This is a genomic window from Marinobacter sp. V032 (assembly GCF_052645435.1).
On sequence record NZ_JBQXYE010000003.1, the window covers coordinates 413,434 to 429,102 of the forward strand.

15 protein-coding genes are annotated in these 15,669 nt (G+C 55.3%); 8 read left to right on the plus strand and 7 right to left on the minus strand.

From position 1 onward, the window contains the following. The first annotated feature begins 60 nt into the window (after positions 1-60). Together ACUN9X_RS15705 and ACUN9X_RS15710 are read left to right on the plus strand one after the other, a co-directional pair. The gene (locus ACUN9X_RS15705) at positions 61-969 is read left to right on the plus strand and encodes a DNA-3-methyladenine glycosylase family protein (RefSeq protein ID WP_445473696.1); all 909 of its coding nucleotides are present in this window, start codon (positions 61-63) and stop codon (positions 967-969) included. A 310-nt stretch (positions 970-1,279) separates the two neighbouring features. Next, complete coding sequence (locus ACUN9X_RS15710; protein ID WP_445473697.1) at positions 1,280-2,659, plus strand: NAD-dependent succinate-semialdehyde dehydrogenase; 1,380 nt, start codon at positions 1,280-1,282, stop codon at positions 2,657-2,659. Between the two features lie 72 nt (positions 2,660-2,731). On the opposite strand, the gene ACUN9X_RS15715 is transcribed toward ACUN9X_RS15710, so the two are convergent. Next, positions 2,732-3,130, minus strand: coding sequence for a hypothetical protein (locus ACUN9X_RS15715; RefSeq protein ID WP_445473698.1), 399 nt, complete (start codon positions 3,128-3,130; stop codon positions 2,732-2,734). Positions 3,131-3,273: 143 nt separating this feature from the next. Between ACUN9X_RS15715 and ACUN9X_RS15720 the strand changes: the two genes are divergently transcribed. Continuing rightward, the gene (locus tag ACUN9X_RS15720) at positions 3,274-4,074 is read left to right on the plus strand and encodes a helix-turn-helix domain-containing protein (RefSeq protein ID WP_445473699.1); all 801 of its coding nucleotides are present in this window, start codon (positions 3,274-3,276) and stop codon (positions 4,072-4,074) included. A 9-nt stretch (positions 4,075-4,083) separates the two neighbouring features. Here the strand turns inward: ACUN9X_RS15720 and ACUN9X_RS15725 are convergent, their stop codons facing one another. The 4 genes from ACUN9X_RS15725 to ACUN9X_RS15740 form a co-directional block, all read right to left on the minus strand. Beyond that, positions 4,084-4,335: a YkoF family thiamine/hydroxymethylpyrimidine-binding protein gene (locus ACUN9X_RS15725; RefSeq protein ID WP_445473700.1), complete on the minus strand. Its 252-nt coding sequence runs from the start codon at positions 4,333-4,335 to the stop codon at positions 4,084-4,086. A 165-nt stretch (positions 4,336-4,500) separates the two neighbouring features. Beyond that, positions 4,501-6,027, minus strand: coding sequence for a tripartite tricarboxylate transporter permease (locus ACUN9X_RS15730; RefSeq protein ID WP_445473701.1), 1,527 nt, complete (start codon positions 6,025-6,027; stop codon positions 4,501-4,503). After that, on the minus strand, positions 6,027-6,473 hold the full coding sequence (locus ACUN9X_RS15735) for a tripartite tricarboxylate transporter TctB family protein (protein WP_445473702.1): 447 nt from the start codon (positions 6,471-6,473) through the stop codon (positions 6,027-6,029). Before ACUN9X_RS15735 ends, ACUN9X_RS15730 begins: the two co-directional genes overlap by 1 nt. Next, a complete protein-coding gene (locus ACUN9X_RS15740; protein WP_445473703.1) occupies positions 6,470-7,447 on the minus strand; it encodes a Bug family tripartite tricarboxylate transporter substrate binding protein in 978 nt (325 codons plus the stop codon). The genes ACUN9X_RS15735 and ACUN9X_RS15740 overlap by 4 nt, the downstream gene beginning before the upstream one ends. A 220-nt stretch (positions 7,448-7,667) precedes the next feature. Between ACUN9X_RS15740 and ACUN9X_RS15745 the strand changes: the two genes are divergently transcribed. The 5 genes from ACUN9X_RS15745 to ACUN9X_RS15765 all read left to right on the plus strand — a co-directional run bounded on the left by ACUN9X_RS15745 (position 7,668) and on the right by ACUN9X_RS15765 (position 13,487). Then, positions 7,668-9,305, plus strand: a complete 1,638-nt coding sequence (locus ACUN9X_RS15745) for an ATP-binding protein (RefSeq protein WP_445473704.1) — start codon at positions 7,668-7,670, stop codon at positions 9,303-9,305. A 35-nt stretch (positions 9,306-9,340) separates the two neighbouring features. Further along, a complete protein-coding gene (locus ACUN9X_RS15750) occupies positions 9,341-10,069 on the plus strand; it encodes a response regulator (RefSeq protein WP_445473705.1) in 729 nt (242 codons plus the stop codon). Between the two features lie 40 nt (positions 10,070-10,109). Next, positions 10,110-11,828: a DUF3592 domain-containing protein gene (locus ACUN9X_RS15755; RefSeq protein WP_445473706.1), complete on the plus strand. Its 1,719-nt coding sequence runs from the start codon at positions 10,110-10,112 to the stop codon at positions 11,826-11,828. A 55-nt stretch (positions 11,829-11,883) separates the two neighbouring features. Further along, a complete protein-coding gene (locus ACUN9X_RS15760) occupies positions 11,884-12,579 on the plus strand; it encodes an MgtC/SapB family protein (protein WP_260034652.1) in 696 nt (231 codons plus the stop codon). Positions 12,580-12,911: 332 nt separating this feature from the next. After that, entirely contained in the window at positions 12,912-13,487 is a 576-nt protein-coding gene (locus tag ACUN9X_RS15765) for a porin family protein (RefSeq protein WP_260034653.1), read from the plus strand. A gap of 319 nt (positions 13,488-13,806) precedes the next feature. Here ACUN9X_RS15765 and ACUN9X_RS15770 read toward each other — a convergent pair whose 3' ends face one another. Beyond that, positions 13,807-14,451, minus strand: a complete 645-nt coding sequence (locus ACUN9X_RS15770; protein ID WP_260034655.1) for a transglycosylase SLT domain-containing protein — start codon at positions 14,449-14,451, stop codon at positions 13,807-13,809. 158 nt (positions 14,452-14,609) lie between these two features. Then, positions 14,610-15,614 (minus strand): aldo/keto reductase, encoded by a 1,005-nt coding sequence (locus ACUN9X_RS15775; RefSeq protein WP_260034656.1) that lies wholly within the window; start codon positions 15,612-15,614, stop codon positions 14,610-14,612. Positions 15,615-15,669 lie beyond the last annotated feature (55 nt).

A 15,669-nucleotide genomic window follows, 5' to 3' on the forward strand; every position in this document is an offset into this window, starting at 1 on the left:
TTGCCATCCTCATTCACCAGGCAGTCATGCCAATTCAAGAGATCGAAGAGGGAAACCGGTATGCCGGAAACGTTACTGCAATGCCGCGTTGATCTGCCTGCCGGCTTTCGCGCGAACGATGTTTTGAATTTTCATCGTCGTGATCAGCAGGAAGTCTCGGAAAGGGTCGAGCAGGCGCAGATGCAAAAGGGTGTGATATGGAACGGGTCCCCTGCCTGCCTGAGCATCCGCTTCGAAGAGAGTTGCGCGACCGCGCAGGTTACCTCTGACGGCGTGTTTGCCTCTGGTGACTCGGCGCTGTTGCTGCGCAGACTCAAGCGAATGCTGGGGCTGAATCAGCCGATCGATGTGTTCGAGCAGTCGTATGCCGGGCATTCGCAGTTGGGCGCCGTGGTGGGGCGCAATAGCGGGTTGCGTGTGCCGCAGGCGATCACACCTTTTGAAGCGATTGTTTGGGCCGTTATCGGTCAGCAGATAAGTGTCAGCGCGGCGGTATCTATTCGCCGCCGTCTGATTCAGATGGCCGGTCAACAGCATTCTGGTGGCCTGTGGTGCCACCCGGAAGCCGAGCAGCTGATATCGCAGCGAATGGATGATTTGCGTAGTGCAGGCTTGTCGACAACCAAAGCCGCTACCTTGATCGCTCTGAGTGAACGGGTGATAGAGGCACCGCTCCCGCTCGAGTCCTGGGCAGATGACACGCTGCCGGTTGATGACATTCGCAACGAATTGCTGGCTATTCGCGGTATCGGGCCCTGGACCGTCAGTTACGCGCTTCTAAGAGGGTTTGGTTGGCTCGACGGTTCCTTGCATGGTGATGTGGCCGTGCGTCGCAACCTGCAAACACTGCTGGGGAAGTCCGAAAAGCTGACGGAGGATGAAACACGTCGTTGGCTTGAGGAGTTCTCTCCCTGGCGGGCGCTGGTCGCTGCCCATCTATGGGCGATGCAATCTAAATCCGGTTATTAATCGAATGCCAAAAAGTAACGCTGGGCCTCGCAGCAAGAAGGCGTCTGACTTCGCGTGTCTATCCGAACTATTCCAATTGAATAAACTGCCGGTCGTTTTGTGTGAGATCGATCATGTCTGATAGTTAATGCCCGGAAGTGCATGTTAATGCCTCATAGCAGTGCAGGCTTCAGATGATTACGTTTTGTTTAGTCGCCTCAGGTTACGAAAAATTAGACCGAGTGGTCTAATTCTGTATTTGCTCGTAGAATGATCCCACTACCAGATGTAAAACCACCGAATATCCAATGTGAATCTGAGGAGGTTTAACATGAGTGGACAGCACCAGACGATTAACCCGGCTACGGGTGAAGTAATTCAGACCTACGAGATGATGAGCGACGACAAAGTACGTTCATTGCTGGCGGCAACCCATGACGCCTTTCAGGAGTGGAAGAAAACCGACCTGGATGAGCGTGGCAAGATACTGCGGGCCATCGCCAAACAGCTCCGCGAGAACAAGTCCTCGCTGGTCAGTCTGATGACCACTGAAATGGGCAAGCCGATTTCCCAAGGCGGAGATGAAGTAGAGCTTTGCGCCGCCATCTGCGAATACACCGCTGACAATGCAGATGAAATGCTCGCCGATGAGGAGCGGCCTCTCGACGGTGGTCGCGCACTGGTCAGCTACCAGCCGATTGGTGTCATTCTGGGGATCCAACCCTGGAACTTCCCGCTTTATCAGGTGGTCCGCTACAGTATTGCGAACATCATGGCGGGTAACACGGTGCTGTTGAAGCACGCCGCCAACGTCTGGGGTTCAGCTCTTGCGCTCGAGAAAATCTATCGAGATGCAGGCTTGCCAGAGAACGTGTTCACTGTGTTGCTGGCAGACCACGACCAGATAAACGAGTTGATTGAGCACAAACACGTCCGCGGTGTAACGCTGACAGGCAGCCCGCGAGCGGGCGCAACTGTAGCCGCGAAAGCTGGCGAATGTCTCAAGAAAACGGTGCTGGAATTGGGTAGCAACGATGCCTATCTGGTGCTGGAAGACGCCGACATCGAAAAAGCGGTTAATACCTGTGTTCAGGCCCGGATGTACAACAACGGTGAAACCTGTGTTGCGGCCAAACGCTTTATTGTCGTGGACTCGGTTTACGAGCAGTTCCGTGATTCCTTTGTAGCGCAGATGAGTCAGGTTAAATATGGCGATCCAACTGATCAGAACACCACGCTTGGGCCCATTGCCCGGGGTGATCTTAGGGACACGCTGCATGACCTGGTCAGCAAGTCTATTGAAAAGGGCGCCAAGTGCCTGACCGGCGGCAAGGTTCCGGATGGTCCTGGGTACTATTACCCGGCAACAGTGCTGGAAGATCTCAAGCCCGGCATGCCGGCATACGATGAGGAGCTGTTTGGCCCTGTAGCGTCGTTGATCCGGGTTAAAAACGAGGCAGAGGCAATCGAGGTCGCCAATGACTCACGTTACGGTCTTGGCGGTGGTATCTTCTCGAAAGACGAAGATCGGGCCATTACCATTGCCCGCGACCTGTTCGATACCGGGATGGTCAACATTAATGGTTACCGCTTGGCTCAACCTCAACTGCCGTTTGGTGGTGTTAAGGACAGTGGCTATGGCCGTGAGCACGGCGGCTTCGGTATCAAGGAATTCGTGAACGTGAAGTCGGTGATGATTGTGGATCAGTAACGGATTCACTGAACATCGCAAAACCAAAAGCCCGCACTCTTTGAGCGCGGGCTTTTTTTGTCGGCCAACCAATCACGCTGTCTGCATTTTCTGTCGCGTCCCCAGCCATTCGATAGCGGCGAAGCCCGCGACAACCAATCCGACGCCAGCGATCAGAAGCTGGCCCAGCACGCTGAGCTGATTTGAAAACACGACCAGTACAATGGGCGTTGCTGCGACCCACGCGATATCTGCAAGCATAATTTCCTTTACCCAGAAACGGGCGCTCGGAAGGGCTCTGGCAACCCACGCGACCCCTGCTGCAAATGGTATAAGAGCGACGCCGACCCAGAAAGCGATGGCTGGATTGAAACCGCCCATCAGCGATGCGATTGGGCCGGATGCTGCCGCAAGCAGCAGGCCGATCGCCGCTGATGACATTGCGTTGATGTAGAGCGTGGCTTTGAGTGTTTTAAGTGTGATCGTTTGCATGGCATCGATTCCTTTTGATTGTAAGTTCAAGGCTAGAATCGCGCGGTAAGGTTATGCTCTCAATTACCCCGGAGGTAATGGCACGTTGGAAGCTGCTACCGGAAAATGATGGAACCAGGTGAGAGGCGCAAAGGAGATCAACGATGTCAGCCGGCCAATTGCTAGCCGAATACCGCAGAGCCCGTCGCATGTCGCAGCTTGATCTGGGGCTTCAGGCAAATGTGTCTACCCGCCATGTCAGCTTTGTCGAAACAGGGCGGGCGAGCCCCAGCCGGGATATGTTGATGCGGCTGGCGGACGTGCTGGATCTGCCTCACAGGGAAACCAACATGCTGCTGACAGCCGGAGGTTTTACGCCTGCATATTCGGACGCGGACCTTTCAAGCCCTGAAATGAAAACGATACGTGATGCGCTAATGGTTATGCTGCGTAATCAGGAGCCGTTTCCCGCAACGGTAGTGGATGGCAGCTGGAATATCCTGATGGGCAACCGTGTTCATTCTGCACTGCTGGATGCGATTGTTCCTGAACAAAAACGCCAGGGCAGGCTGAATGTGCTGGAGTTGTTATTCGACCCGCAGGCATTCAGACCATTGGTGACGAATTGGGAAATGCTCGCCAGTTGGATGTTGAGGCGATTGCGCCGGCAATTGACCGCATTTCCGGACGAGAGCATGCGACGGCTCTTATCCCGGTTGCTCGCAATGGATCCGCCTGCTAACTGGCAGCAACCGAATGAGGATGGAATCGAAGGGCCAATGATCACCTTTGACATGGCAATCGGCGGTCAGCGGCTAAGTCTGTTCTCGACGCTTAGCCGATTCGGGACCGCGCTGGATGTTGGCGCGCAGGAGTTGTTGGTCGAGAGCTACTTCCCGGTAGACGATGCCACGCGCCGGTTTTTTCATGGGTTCGCGAAGAGCAACGGCATTGAGTGTGCCTGACCCGATAGCTCAATCACGGGGCCGACGATCACCTTCAATAAAGTTCGCAGTGAACACCGCCTTGCCATAAGTTTCAAACGACCACCTGAGCGTGTCGGAAAATACTGTCATCACGCTATCGTACTCACCGAAAACCTGGGTACTCATCCGGTTAGAGTGCACTTCCAGACCACTTTTTTCGAGCCGCTCAATCAGCGCCTTGATGGGTGGTTTGTAGTCATCTGTGAGGGGGTAATAACTAAGCTGGACTGACAGGTACATGGTGCCTCCCTGTTCGCGCTTTGTGTAAAACGAAAACTTCGTAGTCTTGTCAGCCTAACTCAGGAAATGCTGCCACGTCATGGTTTTCGAAGACTTGTGATTTAAAAAAAGGGGTATCAGGCAAAGCCCGATACCCCAAAATAAGCCCGCTGCAGATCATCGGGATTAGTCAGATGTGGGTGATTCCTTCATGGCGTTGTTCATGCGGCGCCGCAGGATCGGGCCGATGATGTAGGGCAGGATCAGGCCCAGACCGGCGACAATCCATAGCCCCAGTGCAAGCGGGCTGGCCCAGAGGATGCTCCATTCGCCGTCGGATATAACCAGCGCGTGCCCCAGGTTTTTCTCCATTTCGGGCCCCAGCAACATACCGAGTATGATCGGCACCATCGGTATCTCCAGCTTCCGCAGAACGTACCCGGCGACGCCGAAGGCGATCATGAAATAGAGATCAAAGGCGCTGTGACTGATTGAGTAGATGCCGACGAACGCGACCATCGTCACAATAGGCAGCAGATACATCGGCGGCACTGACAGCAGTTTGACGAAGAAGCCGACCAGCGGGATGTTCAGCAGCAACAGCAGCACGTTGCCTATGAGCAGTGCCGCGATCACACCCCAGACAATGTCCGCGTTCTGGGTGAACATCAGGGGGCCGGGGGTGATGTTGAGGGAGATCAGCATCGCCAGCAGAACGGCAGTTGTACCGCTACCGGGAACACCCAGTGTCAGCATTGGTACCAGTGCGCCGGATGCAGCGCCGTTGTTGCCGGCTTCAGGTGCTGCTACGCCTCGGGGGTCGCCATCGCCGAAGTGCGCTTTCTTGCCCAGGTACTGCTTTTCCATGGTGTAGCTGATAAAACTGCCCAGAGAAGCCCCTGCGCCAGGCAGAACGCCGGCGATAAAGCCCAGTATGCCGCCACGGAACATGGTGGGAACTGCCGCCAGAATCTCTTTGGGGCGCAGCATCAGCTTGCCCACCTTGATCATCTTGCGTCCGGCTCCGGCGCGTTCCTCAATGAAGAACAGCAACTCTGAAATAGCGAACAGACCGACTATCGCCAGAATGAAATCGATCCCCTCGTAGAGCTTCAGCACACCAAAGGTATAGCGCTGAGTGCCGGTGGCGATATCGATGCCCACTGTGGAGATCATGATGCCGATGGTGGCAGCAACAACCGTCTTCATTGGATTCTTGCCGGTGATACCGCCAAGCGTTGCAAAGGCCAGCATAAATAGCGCGAAATACTCGGCAGGGCCGAAGGTCAGCGCGAAGCGCGCCAGCACCGGTGCAAGAAGAATAAGGCCGATAGTGCCGATCAGGCTGCCTGCAAACGAGGCGATTGCCGACATGGCCAATGCTTCTGTGGCCTTGCCTTTCTGTGCCATCGGATAGCCATCGAGACAGGTCATCATCGCCGGCTCGTCGCCGGGAATATTGAGCAGAATCGACGATATGCGGCCACCGTACATGGCACCGGCATAGACCGATGTCAGCAGGATCATGGCGGTTTCTGGTGGCAGGCCCAGTGTGAATGCCAGCGGAATCAGAATCGCCACACCGTTGGCGGGGCCCAGACCTGGTAATGCACCGATCAAGGTGCCAATAAAGGCGCCGAACAGTGCAAACAGCAGATTAGTCGGGGTCAACGCGACGGCAAAGCCATCCATTAAGAACTGAAGCGTATCCATTATTCGAACTCCAGCAGCCCGGCGGGCAGACTCAGCTCAAGCGCGTAGTTGAACAGAACGAATACAACAACGGCGCTGATCAGGCCGGTCAGAAAAGCAGAGACCGGACGTGCGCCCATGCGCCAGCACAGAGCACTTACTGCCAGCGTTGTTGAGATGACGAACCCCAGCGGCTCCAGCAGAAAGGCATAGAGTGCAAGGATAACGATCGACAGCAGAATTTCGGCCCCGGTGCGCCCCATAGGCCATTTCGTGTCAGGATCAGGCTTGAGAATCAGGTAGACGCTGGAGAGCCCTAGCACGACTGCCAGCAGGGTAGGGAAGGTCTCCGGGCCGACGGTCTCGGCGCCGCCGAACGGCTCGGGCCACCCTTGGGCAACCCAGCCGTAGGCAACAGAGAGAACCAGCAGACCGATACCCAGTATGCGGTCACCGCGGGCTGTCATTTCAGCAGCCCTATTTCACGGGACAACTGCTCAATATCGGCAACCTGCTTATTGATGAACTCTTCAAATGTGCCGGACTCGGGCTGGAACGGAATCAGACCGTTTTTCTTCATGACGGCTTTCCATTCATCACTGGCGTAGACCTTCTCCAGTGCATCAGTCCAGTATTCCTGCGCTTCGTCGGAGGTATCTTTAGGCATGTAGAAACCGCGCCAGTTGGGCGCAACGGCATCAATGCCCTGTTCCTTCGCTGTGGGAATCTCGCTGAATTTTCCTGGCAGGCGCTCGTTAGAAAGCACGGCGAGTATGCGGAGATCGCCGGAATCCATAAACCCCGTCGCTTCTGAAATGTCGCCCGTGAAGGCATCGACCTGACCACCGATGACCTGAGTCAGCGCTTCGCCACCGTTGTTGTAGGACAGGTAGGGGACCGACGGGAGCTTGTCTACACCAGCGGCCTTTGCCGCAATCAGCACCTTGAGGTGATCCCAGCCACCGCGGGCGCTACCACCGGCGAATTTAACCGAACGGGGGTTTTCCTTCATGCCATCCATCAGCTGCTTGAGTGTCTTGAAGCGCGAATCCTTGCCAACTGCGATGACGCCATAATCAGCGCCGAGTGCACCGACCCATTTCACCATGCTGGCGTCCATTCCCGGGAACTGCTGCTGGGCAAGGCGCGTTGTGGTGGCGGTGGAGGCGGCAACCAGCAGCTTGTCATCTTCGGAGCGCTTGCTGATCGTGTGTGCGAAAGCCACCCCACCACCGGCGCCGGCCATGTTGGTGGTCTGGACAGTGCCTGGCACCAGATCAAGGTCTTTCAGGACGTTGCCGGCACTGCGGCAGGTGAAATCCCATCCACCGCCAGGATCGGAAGGCGCAATACATTCGACTTTTCCGGTGGGTTGCCATGCCATTGCTGACAGGCTGAATGCGGCGGTTGCCACGAAAGACAGGCATCGTTTAATAAGCATCGTTGTCACCTCTGGTTTGTTTTTGTGGCCGTTTAATTTGGAGAGGGCAGGTGTACCCTCGGACGGCGTAACAACCAGACTAGGGAGCGACGCGGTTGACCTGAAGTTTTTGGGCGTAATGCCTTTAAAGAACTTAAAGGGCATTTTGTGCATAAAGTTCACGGGCAAAGGAGTGCGCGCTACATTAACCTGAGTACAAAGACTTAACACTGTATTTCGCATGGCTTTTTCCTACCGAAAACTGAAACTCAAAACCCGCATGATCATCGTGCTGGGGCTGGTCAGCGCCTTGCAGACGGGGTTGATTGGCGCATTTGCCGGTTATTACCTGAGCGAATCGCTCTACGATCAGATTGGCCAACGCGCGCTAATGGTTGCCAAAACCGTTGCGGCAATGCCGTCGGTGATCGATGGCGTCAGGTCGCGGGACACCGAGGCTCTGATGGTGCTAAGCAAAAGGGTAGCGGCCACCAACGAAGCGCTGTTTATCGTGATCGGGGATCACCAGGCGATTCGTCTGGCGCATCCCGACCCTCGGCGCCTGGGAAAAAGCATGGCTGACGACGACGGTGATGACGGCTTGCTGGCGCTTCGGGACGGGCAAGGTTACGTTGCCAAGGCGTTGGGCAGTATGGGCCTCTCAATGCGGGGCAAGGCGCCTATCGTTGATATCAGCGATGGCGAGATTATAGGCATTGTGTCGGTGGGCTATTCGCTGGACCAGGTCTTTACCACTATCCAGCGCTACAATATGGTGCTCTATTCGGTCATGGGGCTGATGCTGCTGGGTAGCGTTATTGCGGCCATTGTCATCGCAGGACGCTTCAAACAGGCTATTTTCGGACTGGAGCCGGAGGAAATCGCCGCGCTATTCCAGGAGCGTGACGCCACGCTGCAATCTGTCCGGGAAGGCATAATCGCGATCAATCGCGATGGCGTCATCACCACCTTCAACCGCACCGCTATCGAAACCCTTGGGCTTGAACCTGCCACCCGTCTGGCGGGGCAGCCGATTTCATCCGTGTTGCCAGAAAATGATCTGATGTCGGTGCTGGAGAGTGGCGAGCCTGATTTTGACAAGGAAATATGGTTACAGGGCCGCCAGATGATCGTGAACCGGCTACCTGTGAAGCAGGGAAGTGAGATCATCGGTGTTGTCGCCAGTTTCCGTCTGCGCGACGAGCTGGATCAGGTAAGTCGGCAACTGACCCGTATCCAGCAGTATGCCGATACCCTGCGCAGCCAGACCCACGAATACTCCAACAAGCTGCATACCATCGCAGGTTTGATCCAGATTGGCGCCAATGACGAAGCGCTGGCGCTGATTGGCAGTGAGGTCAGTGATCACCAGGCGCTCATTCATCTGTTACTGGATTCAGTTCCGGACCCGGTGTTGGCGGGTTGTCTGCTGGGTAAATACAACCGCGCCCGGGAGATGGGGCTGAAGCTGGTGATCGACCCCGGTAGCCAAATGGCCGATGTGCCGCCAGAGTTACCGAGGGATCAACTGGTGAGCGCCTTGGGCAACGTTATTGATAATGCCCTGGAGGCCACGCGTTTTCAGTGCGGCGAGGGCGGTATCGTGCACCTGAGTATGACTGATCTGGGCAATGACCTGATCTTTGAAATAGAGGATCAGGGGCCGGGAGTTGAGCCCGCCCAACAGGAGCGGATCTTCGAGCGTGGCGTGACCAATAAACCTGATGGCGATCACGGAATCGGGCTTTATCTGGTGCGCCAGTTTGTTGAGCGTTGGGGCGGCTCCGTTACGATAGAAAACCTGCAGCCAGCCGGAAGCCGGTTTACACTGTATTTACCCAAGTTATCGTTATCAAAGTTGTCGCAACCCAACAGATAACAAACAAAAACAACCGGATAACCGGAGACCTGCAATTGAAGTCCATCCGTCTGCTGATCGTCGAAGATGACCGCCAGATTGCCGAGATCCAGCGTCGCTTTGTCGAGCGCGTTGATTATGTCGAACTCTGCGGTATTGCTCACTCACTGGCTGATGCCCGTGACCAGATTGACGTACTCAAGCCAGACCTGGTGTTGCTGGATGTCTACTTTCCCGATGGTAGCGGGCTTGACCTGTTGCGCGAATTACGCGCCGGCGATAGTGCGACCGACGTTATCCTGATCACTGCTGCCAAAGAAGTGGATACCCTGCGCAGCGCCCTGAGAGGGGGCGTTTTTGACTATATTCTCAAGCCGCTGGTGTTTGAGCGTCTGCAGGAAGCACTTCAGCGTTATCGCACGCATCTGAGTGCTTTGGAGCGACTGGACAATGTGGCCCAGAAAGAAGTCGATGCACTACTGCCTCGCACTCAACCCGAACCGACCCAGGACGCCTCGCCGCGCTTGCCCAAGGGCATTGATGCGCTGACGCTGGATAAAATTCGTGACGTCCTGCGCCACAATGATGGTTGCGACGGCTGGAGTGCTGAAGCCGCCGGCGCGGAGATCGGAGCGTCGCGCACAACGGCGCGTCGTTATCTGGAGCATCTGGTGAGCGCCGGCGAACTTTCTGCCGAGGTGAATTACGGTGCGGTAGGTCGTCCGGAGCGCCGTTACCGGTGGGTCACGCGCGACACTGACCCGACAGCAAAGGAAAAAGCATGAAAGGTGTGAACCTCCAGGCCGGCAATCGGAGAAACAGGTTGTGGCCGTAACCGTCACAGGTCCCGGAACTTCGGGAACTGAAAGCAAAAAGGGCCGCTTATGGGTCACTCTTTTCGGTGGCATCTTTCTGTTGGTGGGGCTTGGTGTCGTCGTGTTTGGCCCGTTGGAATCAGTTTATCGGCATTTGATGACATCGAACTGGCAGCAGGTGCCAGCGACGCTGGAGATGATTGATCTGCGTCGTCACCAAGGCGAAAACTCGCCCACTTATTCGGTGGAAGCGCGCTATCGTTATGACTATAACGGCCAGCAATATATTGGCGATCGTGTGGGCTATGACTGGGGCAGCGACAACCTTAGCGATTACCAGCAAAACCTGGTGTGGCGGATGCGACAAGCGGCTAGCCAGCAGGATCTGCACGTGTGGGTTGATCCGCAGGCGCCTTCCGAAAGCTATCTGGTGCGGGAGCTGCGCTGGAAGAAGATAGCATTCATGACATTATTCGGGATCACATTCGCTGGCGCCGGCGCAGGTGTCATATTTCTGTTCCGGTTGCGTAACAGGGAAAAGATCAACAACCAGGACGTGATCTACTCATCGGAGCGCCATGGCCATTGGATCCTCTGGTTTATGTCGTTCATGTTTATTGCCATCAGCCTTCCCGGTGTCATGGCAGTGCCGAAGGAAATCGGCAAAGAAAACTGGTTGATTCTGGTGGTACTGCTATTTCCCGTGGTGGGTGTGGTGATGGGACGGATGGGTTGGGTTATGCGCCGAAACTGGCGTTATTACGGCCCCCTCCCGCTGAAGCTGGAGCCGTTTCCGGGGCAGATTGGTGGTGATGTTGCCGGTGTAGTGACACTCAAAAAGCTGACGGCTGACACCGGTGATGCGGCCTGGAAATTTACGCTGCAATGTGTGCGGGTGCGTATCAGCAAAGGCAAAAACAGCAGCCGCAGTGAAAGCATTGTTTGGCAGGCGCATCAGACGCCTTATCTGGTGCCGAAGGGCGAAGGCGCACACCTTCAATTTCGTTTTGAGCCATCAGCAGACTTGCCGGCAACCGACGATGAGGGCAGTAATCAGGTGCTCTGGCGTCTGGTTCTGGAGGGCCCATCGACTCCGGTAAAACTGGAGCGCACCTATGAGCTACCAGCGGTAACGGGCAGCCTGAAATCGGATATCGCGCTACCGGAAGCGCATCTTGAGCGATATGAGCGCATGGCCCGCGTGCAGGCAGCTAGCTCTGCAGCAGAGCAAATCGATGTCGAACCGATGGGTGATGGCATGCGGATCTACAGTCGTATCGGCCGCAACGCCGGTATGACCTTTGGTCTGGCGTTGTTTGGTCTCGTCTTCGGCGGAGCATCTATCGGACTCTGGATTGCTGCAGCAACCGAAGGCTTCATGTTATACGTGATGTCTTTTGTTTTCGGGCTCTTTGGTTTCCCCATGTTTATTGGTGGTGTGTTCGTTGCTGGCAGGGCTCTGGACGCTCGCGTTACGAGTCAGCGGATCAACGTTACCCGTTATTGGTGCGGGCTGGGTCTTTGGCGAAGATCCGGGCAGCTCGAGAGGGCAGACCAATTGGTGCTTGAGAGTGGCGGCAAGATGACGCAAGGCCACAAGATGACCGAGTACGTACATCTTGAAGTGAAAACCGGCGGTAAGCAGGTACGCATTGCAGAGAGCGTCGCAGGGCGTGAAGCGGCCGAAGCACTGAGGGACAATCTTGTGCGGATGTTGCGATTGCCCTGAATGCACCATGCGGTTGGCGTGGGTCATGACGCCTTGATCCGGAGGAATAACACCGATGCTGACAGGTGACCAGCTGGAAATGCTATTGCGGCTTCTGGTCGCACTCATAGCTGGTGCTGTGGTGGGATACGAGCGCTCCTATCACGGTCGGCCGGCAGGTTTTCGAACTCATGCACTGGTGTGTGTCGCGTCCAGTTTGCTGATGCTGGTAACCGTATACGAATCCCATTGGGTCACCGTGCCCCAGGCGATGGTGAGGCTGGACCCGACTCGCATGGCGCAGGGCATCATGACGGGTATCGGTTTTCTTGGCGCTGGCGTCATCGTCAAGGAAGGTCTCTCGGTGCGGGGCCTGACAACCGCCGCGTCTATCTGGATCACCGCTGCTATTGGCATCCTCGCTGGCATCGGTTTCTACTTCCCTCTGGTGGTGTCGGTGGTGATTACATTCTCCATTCTGTCGCTCTTCCGGTGGATTGAAAGTCGTGTGCCTGCTCAGGTTTTTTACCACTGCGATATCCAGTTCAGCCCGACGAAAGATATGGATGAGGGGGCGCTTCGGGCCTTTATTGAAAGTCACGGGTTCAGTATCGCCAACTTCAGTTACCGCCTCTACGCTGAAAAATCACGTATGCGCAGGCACAAGATGGTGTTGTGTTCAACTGACCAGCACAGTGCTTCACGTCTTGCGCAAACCCTTGAGCAAAATGAATCAGTGCTTGCCTTTAGTATCTCGCCCATCAGCAGTTGAACGTGCTGAACTTGTTGAGCTGTGTGCAGTTTGTTGTTAATGACAACTAAAGCGACATGTTTTAATTTCCTGCAATGTATTGGTTGTTCCTTCAGCCCTCTGCTGACCGGTTGTGACGGCTAACCTGGCCCGAAAGGGCAAGGCATACCTAACCATTCGATTAAGAAATAGTATTCCTCATTTAATCCCTTTCATTCAGAACATTAGGTACGCTTTAGTCATCTGATTCGGGCCCTCCAACTTTCGTTGGTCTCCCGTAAGACGACCCGGTGCTCTATGAAGTCTCTGAGCCTGATAGCTGAATTGATACTGGATAAAAGGAACCGATCGTTATGAGCCATAAAACTAGACTGGCAACCGCAACCTTGCTCACAGCAACTGTATTCGCAGCGCCGAGTGTTTGGGCTGACAAGTACGAAAATGATTCGGGTTTCTATGTGGGCGGTAGCTACGGTGGCTACAAATCCCATGGTGGTGAGTTTGACGACAAGAACGACCTGTTTGGCGGACAAGTGGGGTATCAGTTCAACGAATATTTCGCACTGGAAGCGGACTACCTCGATTTTGGTGAGTTCGGTGAAGATGACGAGGTGAATGGTGATCTCAAGGGCCTCGGCCTTGCTGTTCGTGGCCGCCTGCCAATCACTGACAGCTTCGGCGTTTATGCCAAAGCCGGTGCATTCGCTTCAGCGCTCGATGTTGATGCATTCGATGAAGACGAAACCTATGACGAGGTCAGCCCGTTCGTAGGTGCGGGTGTCGACTTCCGTATCTCTGAAATGCTGAGTGCTTATGCAGAGTATGACCGTTACAACGTCGATATCGATGAAGACGACTTCAACGGTCAGGTAACCAACGACGGACCTGAGTTTGATACGGCTCGGGTTGGTATGCGGGTGATGTTCTGATCATTCACCTGAGCAGATAGCTGATTAAAGGTTTGGAGCGTCTCTCGCAGGACATGGGGCAGGGCTTGATGCGCTGTCCCCATGAAGCCTGAGGCGTTTCGGCCTGACAGGGAAGTTGGCGCGATTGCATTGGCAATCGTTCGGAAGATGGAGTCACAGGATGTGACAGGGAACGACTGAAGACTAAACGGAATCAATGGATTTGAACAGAAAGCGAAGGGTCGGCAGGGCATTGCTGGCCCTTCGCTTTTTTTGTGGTTGATCACATATCACGGGAGTGTACAGGTACTCCCTGTGGCAGCCTTTGTACCCATCGAGTTTACGGGCAGAACGGCCAGATTTCGTAAAAATGTCGACACTCAAACTCCTGCCTGCATTCCTGCAGCTGGCCATCATAAACCGATGCACGGTTGGCAACCTTGCGGGCGATTTTCTGCACCCAGGGCCGCTTTTTATAATCCCCACGCCGGTAACCCGTCCGCCCCTCATGATAGGCGAGATAAAGCGCTTCGGGGTTGTTGAGCGAGATGCCGACGTATTGATGGGAGAGCGCGTTATACCAGCCGATAAAGTCCAGTGCATGATTCATTTGTGTACGCTGGGCGAAGAGACTGCCTGCATCCTCCATGTAGTCTGCCCAGGCCGGATCTTGCGCCTGCGCATAGCCATAGGCCGAGGATGGACGGCGCCAGGGAATGACATCCCAAAGCCGGGTTCGTGGTGGTCGGATATGGCTTTGAAATGCCGACTCCTGGCGAACAAATGCCATTTGCGTGGCGACAGGCGTGCCCCAGCGCGCTTCTGATTCCACGGCATAGTCATACCATTGCGGGTGCTCCCGGAAAATCTCGCAGACATCATTCTGATTTGTCGGCGGGGGCGGTACCAGAATTCGGTAACCACCGATCAACCAGGCCAGTATGCCGAGTACGAGTAGCGGCATCGCGATTTCAGCGGTCACCATCAGAATCGATTTCAGTCGAGCTCGAATGGACCTCTCCTTGGGTGTTTTCCCAGTGCCATTGATCAGTATAACGCGGGCAGGGTAAGTGTGACGGGGAGGATGATTTCAAAGCAGCAGATTGACCGGACCCACCAGGGACCCGGCCTGCGCTCAGCGTTTTATTTGCTATCCCGTGAAGGTGGCGCCATGAACTCGGGGCCAACGGGGTCCTTGATATGTTCCGCCAGTATGGCGTCGATGTCTTTCATCGCCTGCTCGTTCAGTGACCAGCCTTCCACGTTGCTGACCGGATCCAGCTGGTCGGGCCGGCGGGCACCCCAAAGTGCTGTTGTGACACCGGGTTGATCAATCAGCCAGCGCAATGACAGTGCGAGCACGCTTTTGCCAAAGTGATCGCGAGCGTACTCATCAAGCGCGGCAACGGCATTCAGGTATTGCTCAAAACGTTCCCCTTGAAACTTGGGGTCGTTATTGCGCAGATCATCGCCTTCAAACTCGCTGGCCGCATTCATCTTGCCGCTCAACAGTCCACGACACAGACCGCCGTATGTGATGGTGGCGAGGTCATTGTCATGACAGTAGGGCAGAACATTCTGCTCAATGTCCCGTTCAAACAGGTTGTAAGGCGGCTGGAGGCTGTGCAAAGGAGCGAATTTGCGGAATTCGTCCAATTGATCCACCGAAAAGTTACTCACGCCCACTGCCCGGATTTTGCCGGCTTTGAGCAGGTTTTCCATTGCTCTGGCGGTTTCTTCCATCGGTGTTTGCGGATCAGGCCAATGCACCTGATAGATATCGATGTGATCGGTGTTGAGCCGGCGCAGGGAGTCTTCAAGCTCCCGCTCGATGCGGGCCGCGGAAGCGTCGCGCCAGACTTGCCGGTTGTCGGCATCGTCACTCCAGTTCATGGCGACTTTGGTTGCAAGCGCCACCTTGTCACGATGGCCATTCGCGAGCGCCTTGCCCACAATTTCCTCCGAGCGGCCAAAACCGTACACCGGCGCGGTATCGATCAGGCCAATTCCTTTGTCGATAGCTGCGTGGATCGTGTCGATGGATTCACTCTCATCAGTGCCGCCCCACATCCAGCCACCAATGGCCCAGGTGCCCAGGCCAACCGGGGTAACTTCAATATCCGTATTGCCAAACGTTCTGGTTTTCATCGTGCCTCCCGTTTTGCGCGGAATGTCTTTTCAGAATGTGCGTTGAACTTATTAA

What these genes read in the sequence shown, in the direction of transcription:
- ACUN9X_RS15705 (WP_445473696.1), top strand. Translation starts at nt 61, where the DNA reads ATGCCGGAAACGTTACTGCAATGCCGCGTTGATCTGCCTGCCGGCTTT.
- ACUN9X_RS15710 (WP_445473697.1), top strand. Translation starts at nt 1,280, where the DNA reads ATGAGTGGACAGCACCAGACGATTAACCCGGCTACGGGTGAAGTAATT.
- ACUN9X_RS15715 (WP_445473698.1), bottom strand. Translation starts at nt 3,130, where the DNA reads ATGCAAACGATCACACTTAAAACACTCAAAGCCACGCTCTACATCAAC.
- ACUN9X_RS15720 (WP_445473699.1), top strand. Translation starts at nt 3,274, where the DNA reads ATGTCAGCCGGCCAATTGCTAGCCGAATACCGCAGAGCCCGTCGCATG.
- ACUN9X_RS15725 (WP_445473700.1), bottom strand. Translation starts at nt 4,335, where the DNA reads ATGTACCTGTCAGTCCAGCTTAGTTATTACCCCCTCACAGATGACTAC.
- ACUN9X_RS15730 (WP_445473701.1), bottom strand. Translation starts at nt 6,027, where the DNA reads ATGGATACGCTTCAGTTCTTAATGGATGGCTTTGCCGTCGCGTTGACC.
- ACUN9X_RS15735 (WP_445473702.1), bottom strand. Translation starts at nt 6,473, where the DNA reads ATGACAGCCCGCGGTGACCGCATACTGGGTATCGGTCTGCTGGTTCTC.
- ACUN9X_RS15740 (WP_445473703.1), bottom strand. Translation starts at nt 7,447, where the DNA reads ATGCTTATTAAACGATGCCTGTCTTTCGTGGCAACCGCCGCATTCAGC.
- ACUN9X_RS15745 (WP_445473704.1), top strand. Translation starts at nt 7,668, where the DNA reads ATGGCTTTTTCCTACCGAAAACTGAAACTCAAAACCCGCATGATCATC.
- ACUN9X_RS15760 (WP_260034652.1), top strand. Translation starts at nt 11,884, where the DNA reads ATGCTGACAGGTGACCAGCTGGAAATGCTATTGCGGCTTCTGGTCGCA.
- ACUN9X_RS15765 (WP_260034653.1), top strand. Translation starts at nt 12,912, where the DNA reads ATGAGCCATAAAACTAGACTGGCAACCGCAACCTTGCTCACAGCAACT.
- ACUN9X_RS15770 (WP_260034655.1), bottom strand. Translation starts at nt 14,451, where the DNA reads ATGGTGACCGCTGAAATCGCGATGCCGCTACTCGTACTCGGCATACTG.
- ACUN9X_RS15775 (WP_260034656.1), bottom strand. Translation starts at nt 15,614, where the DNA reads ATGAAAACCAGAACGTTTGGCAATACGGATATTGAAGTTACCCCGGTT.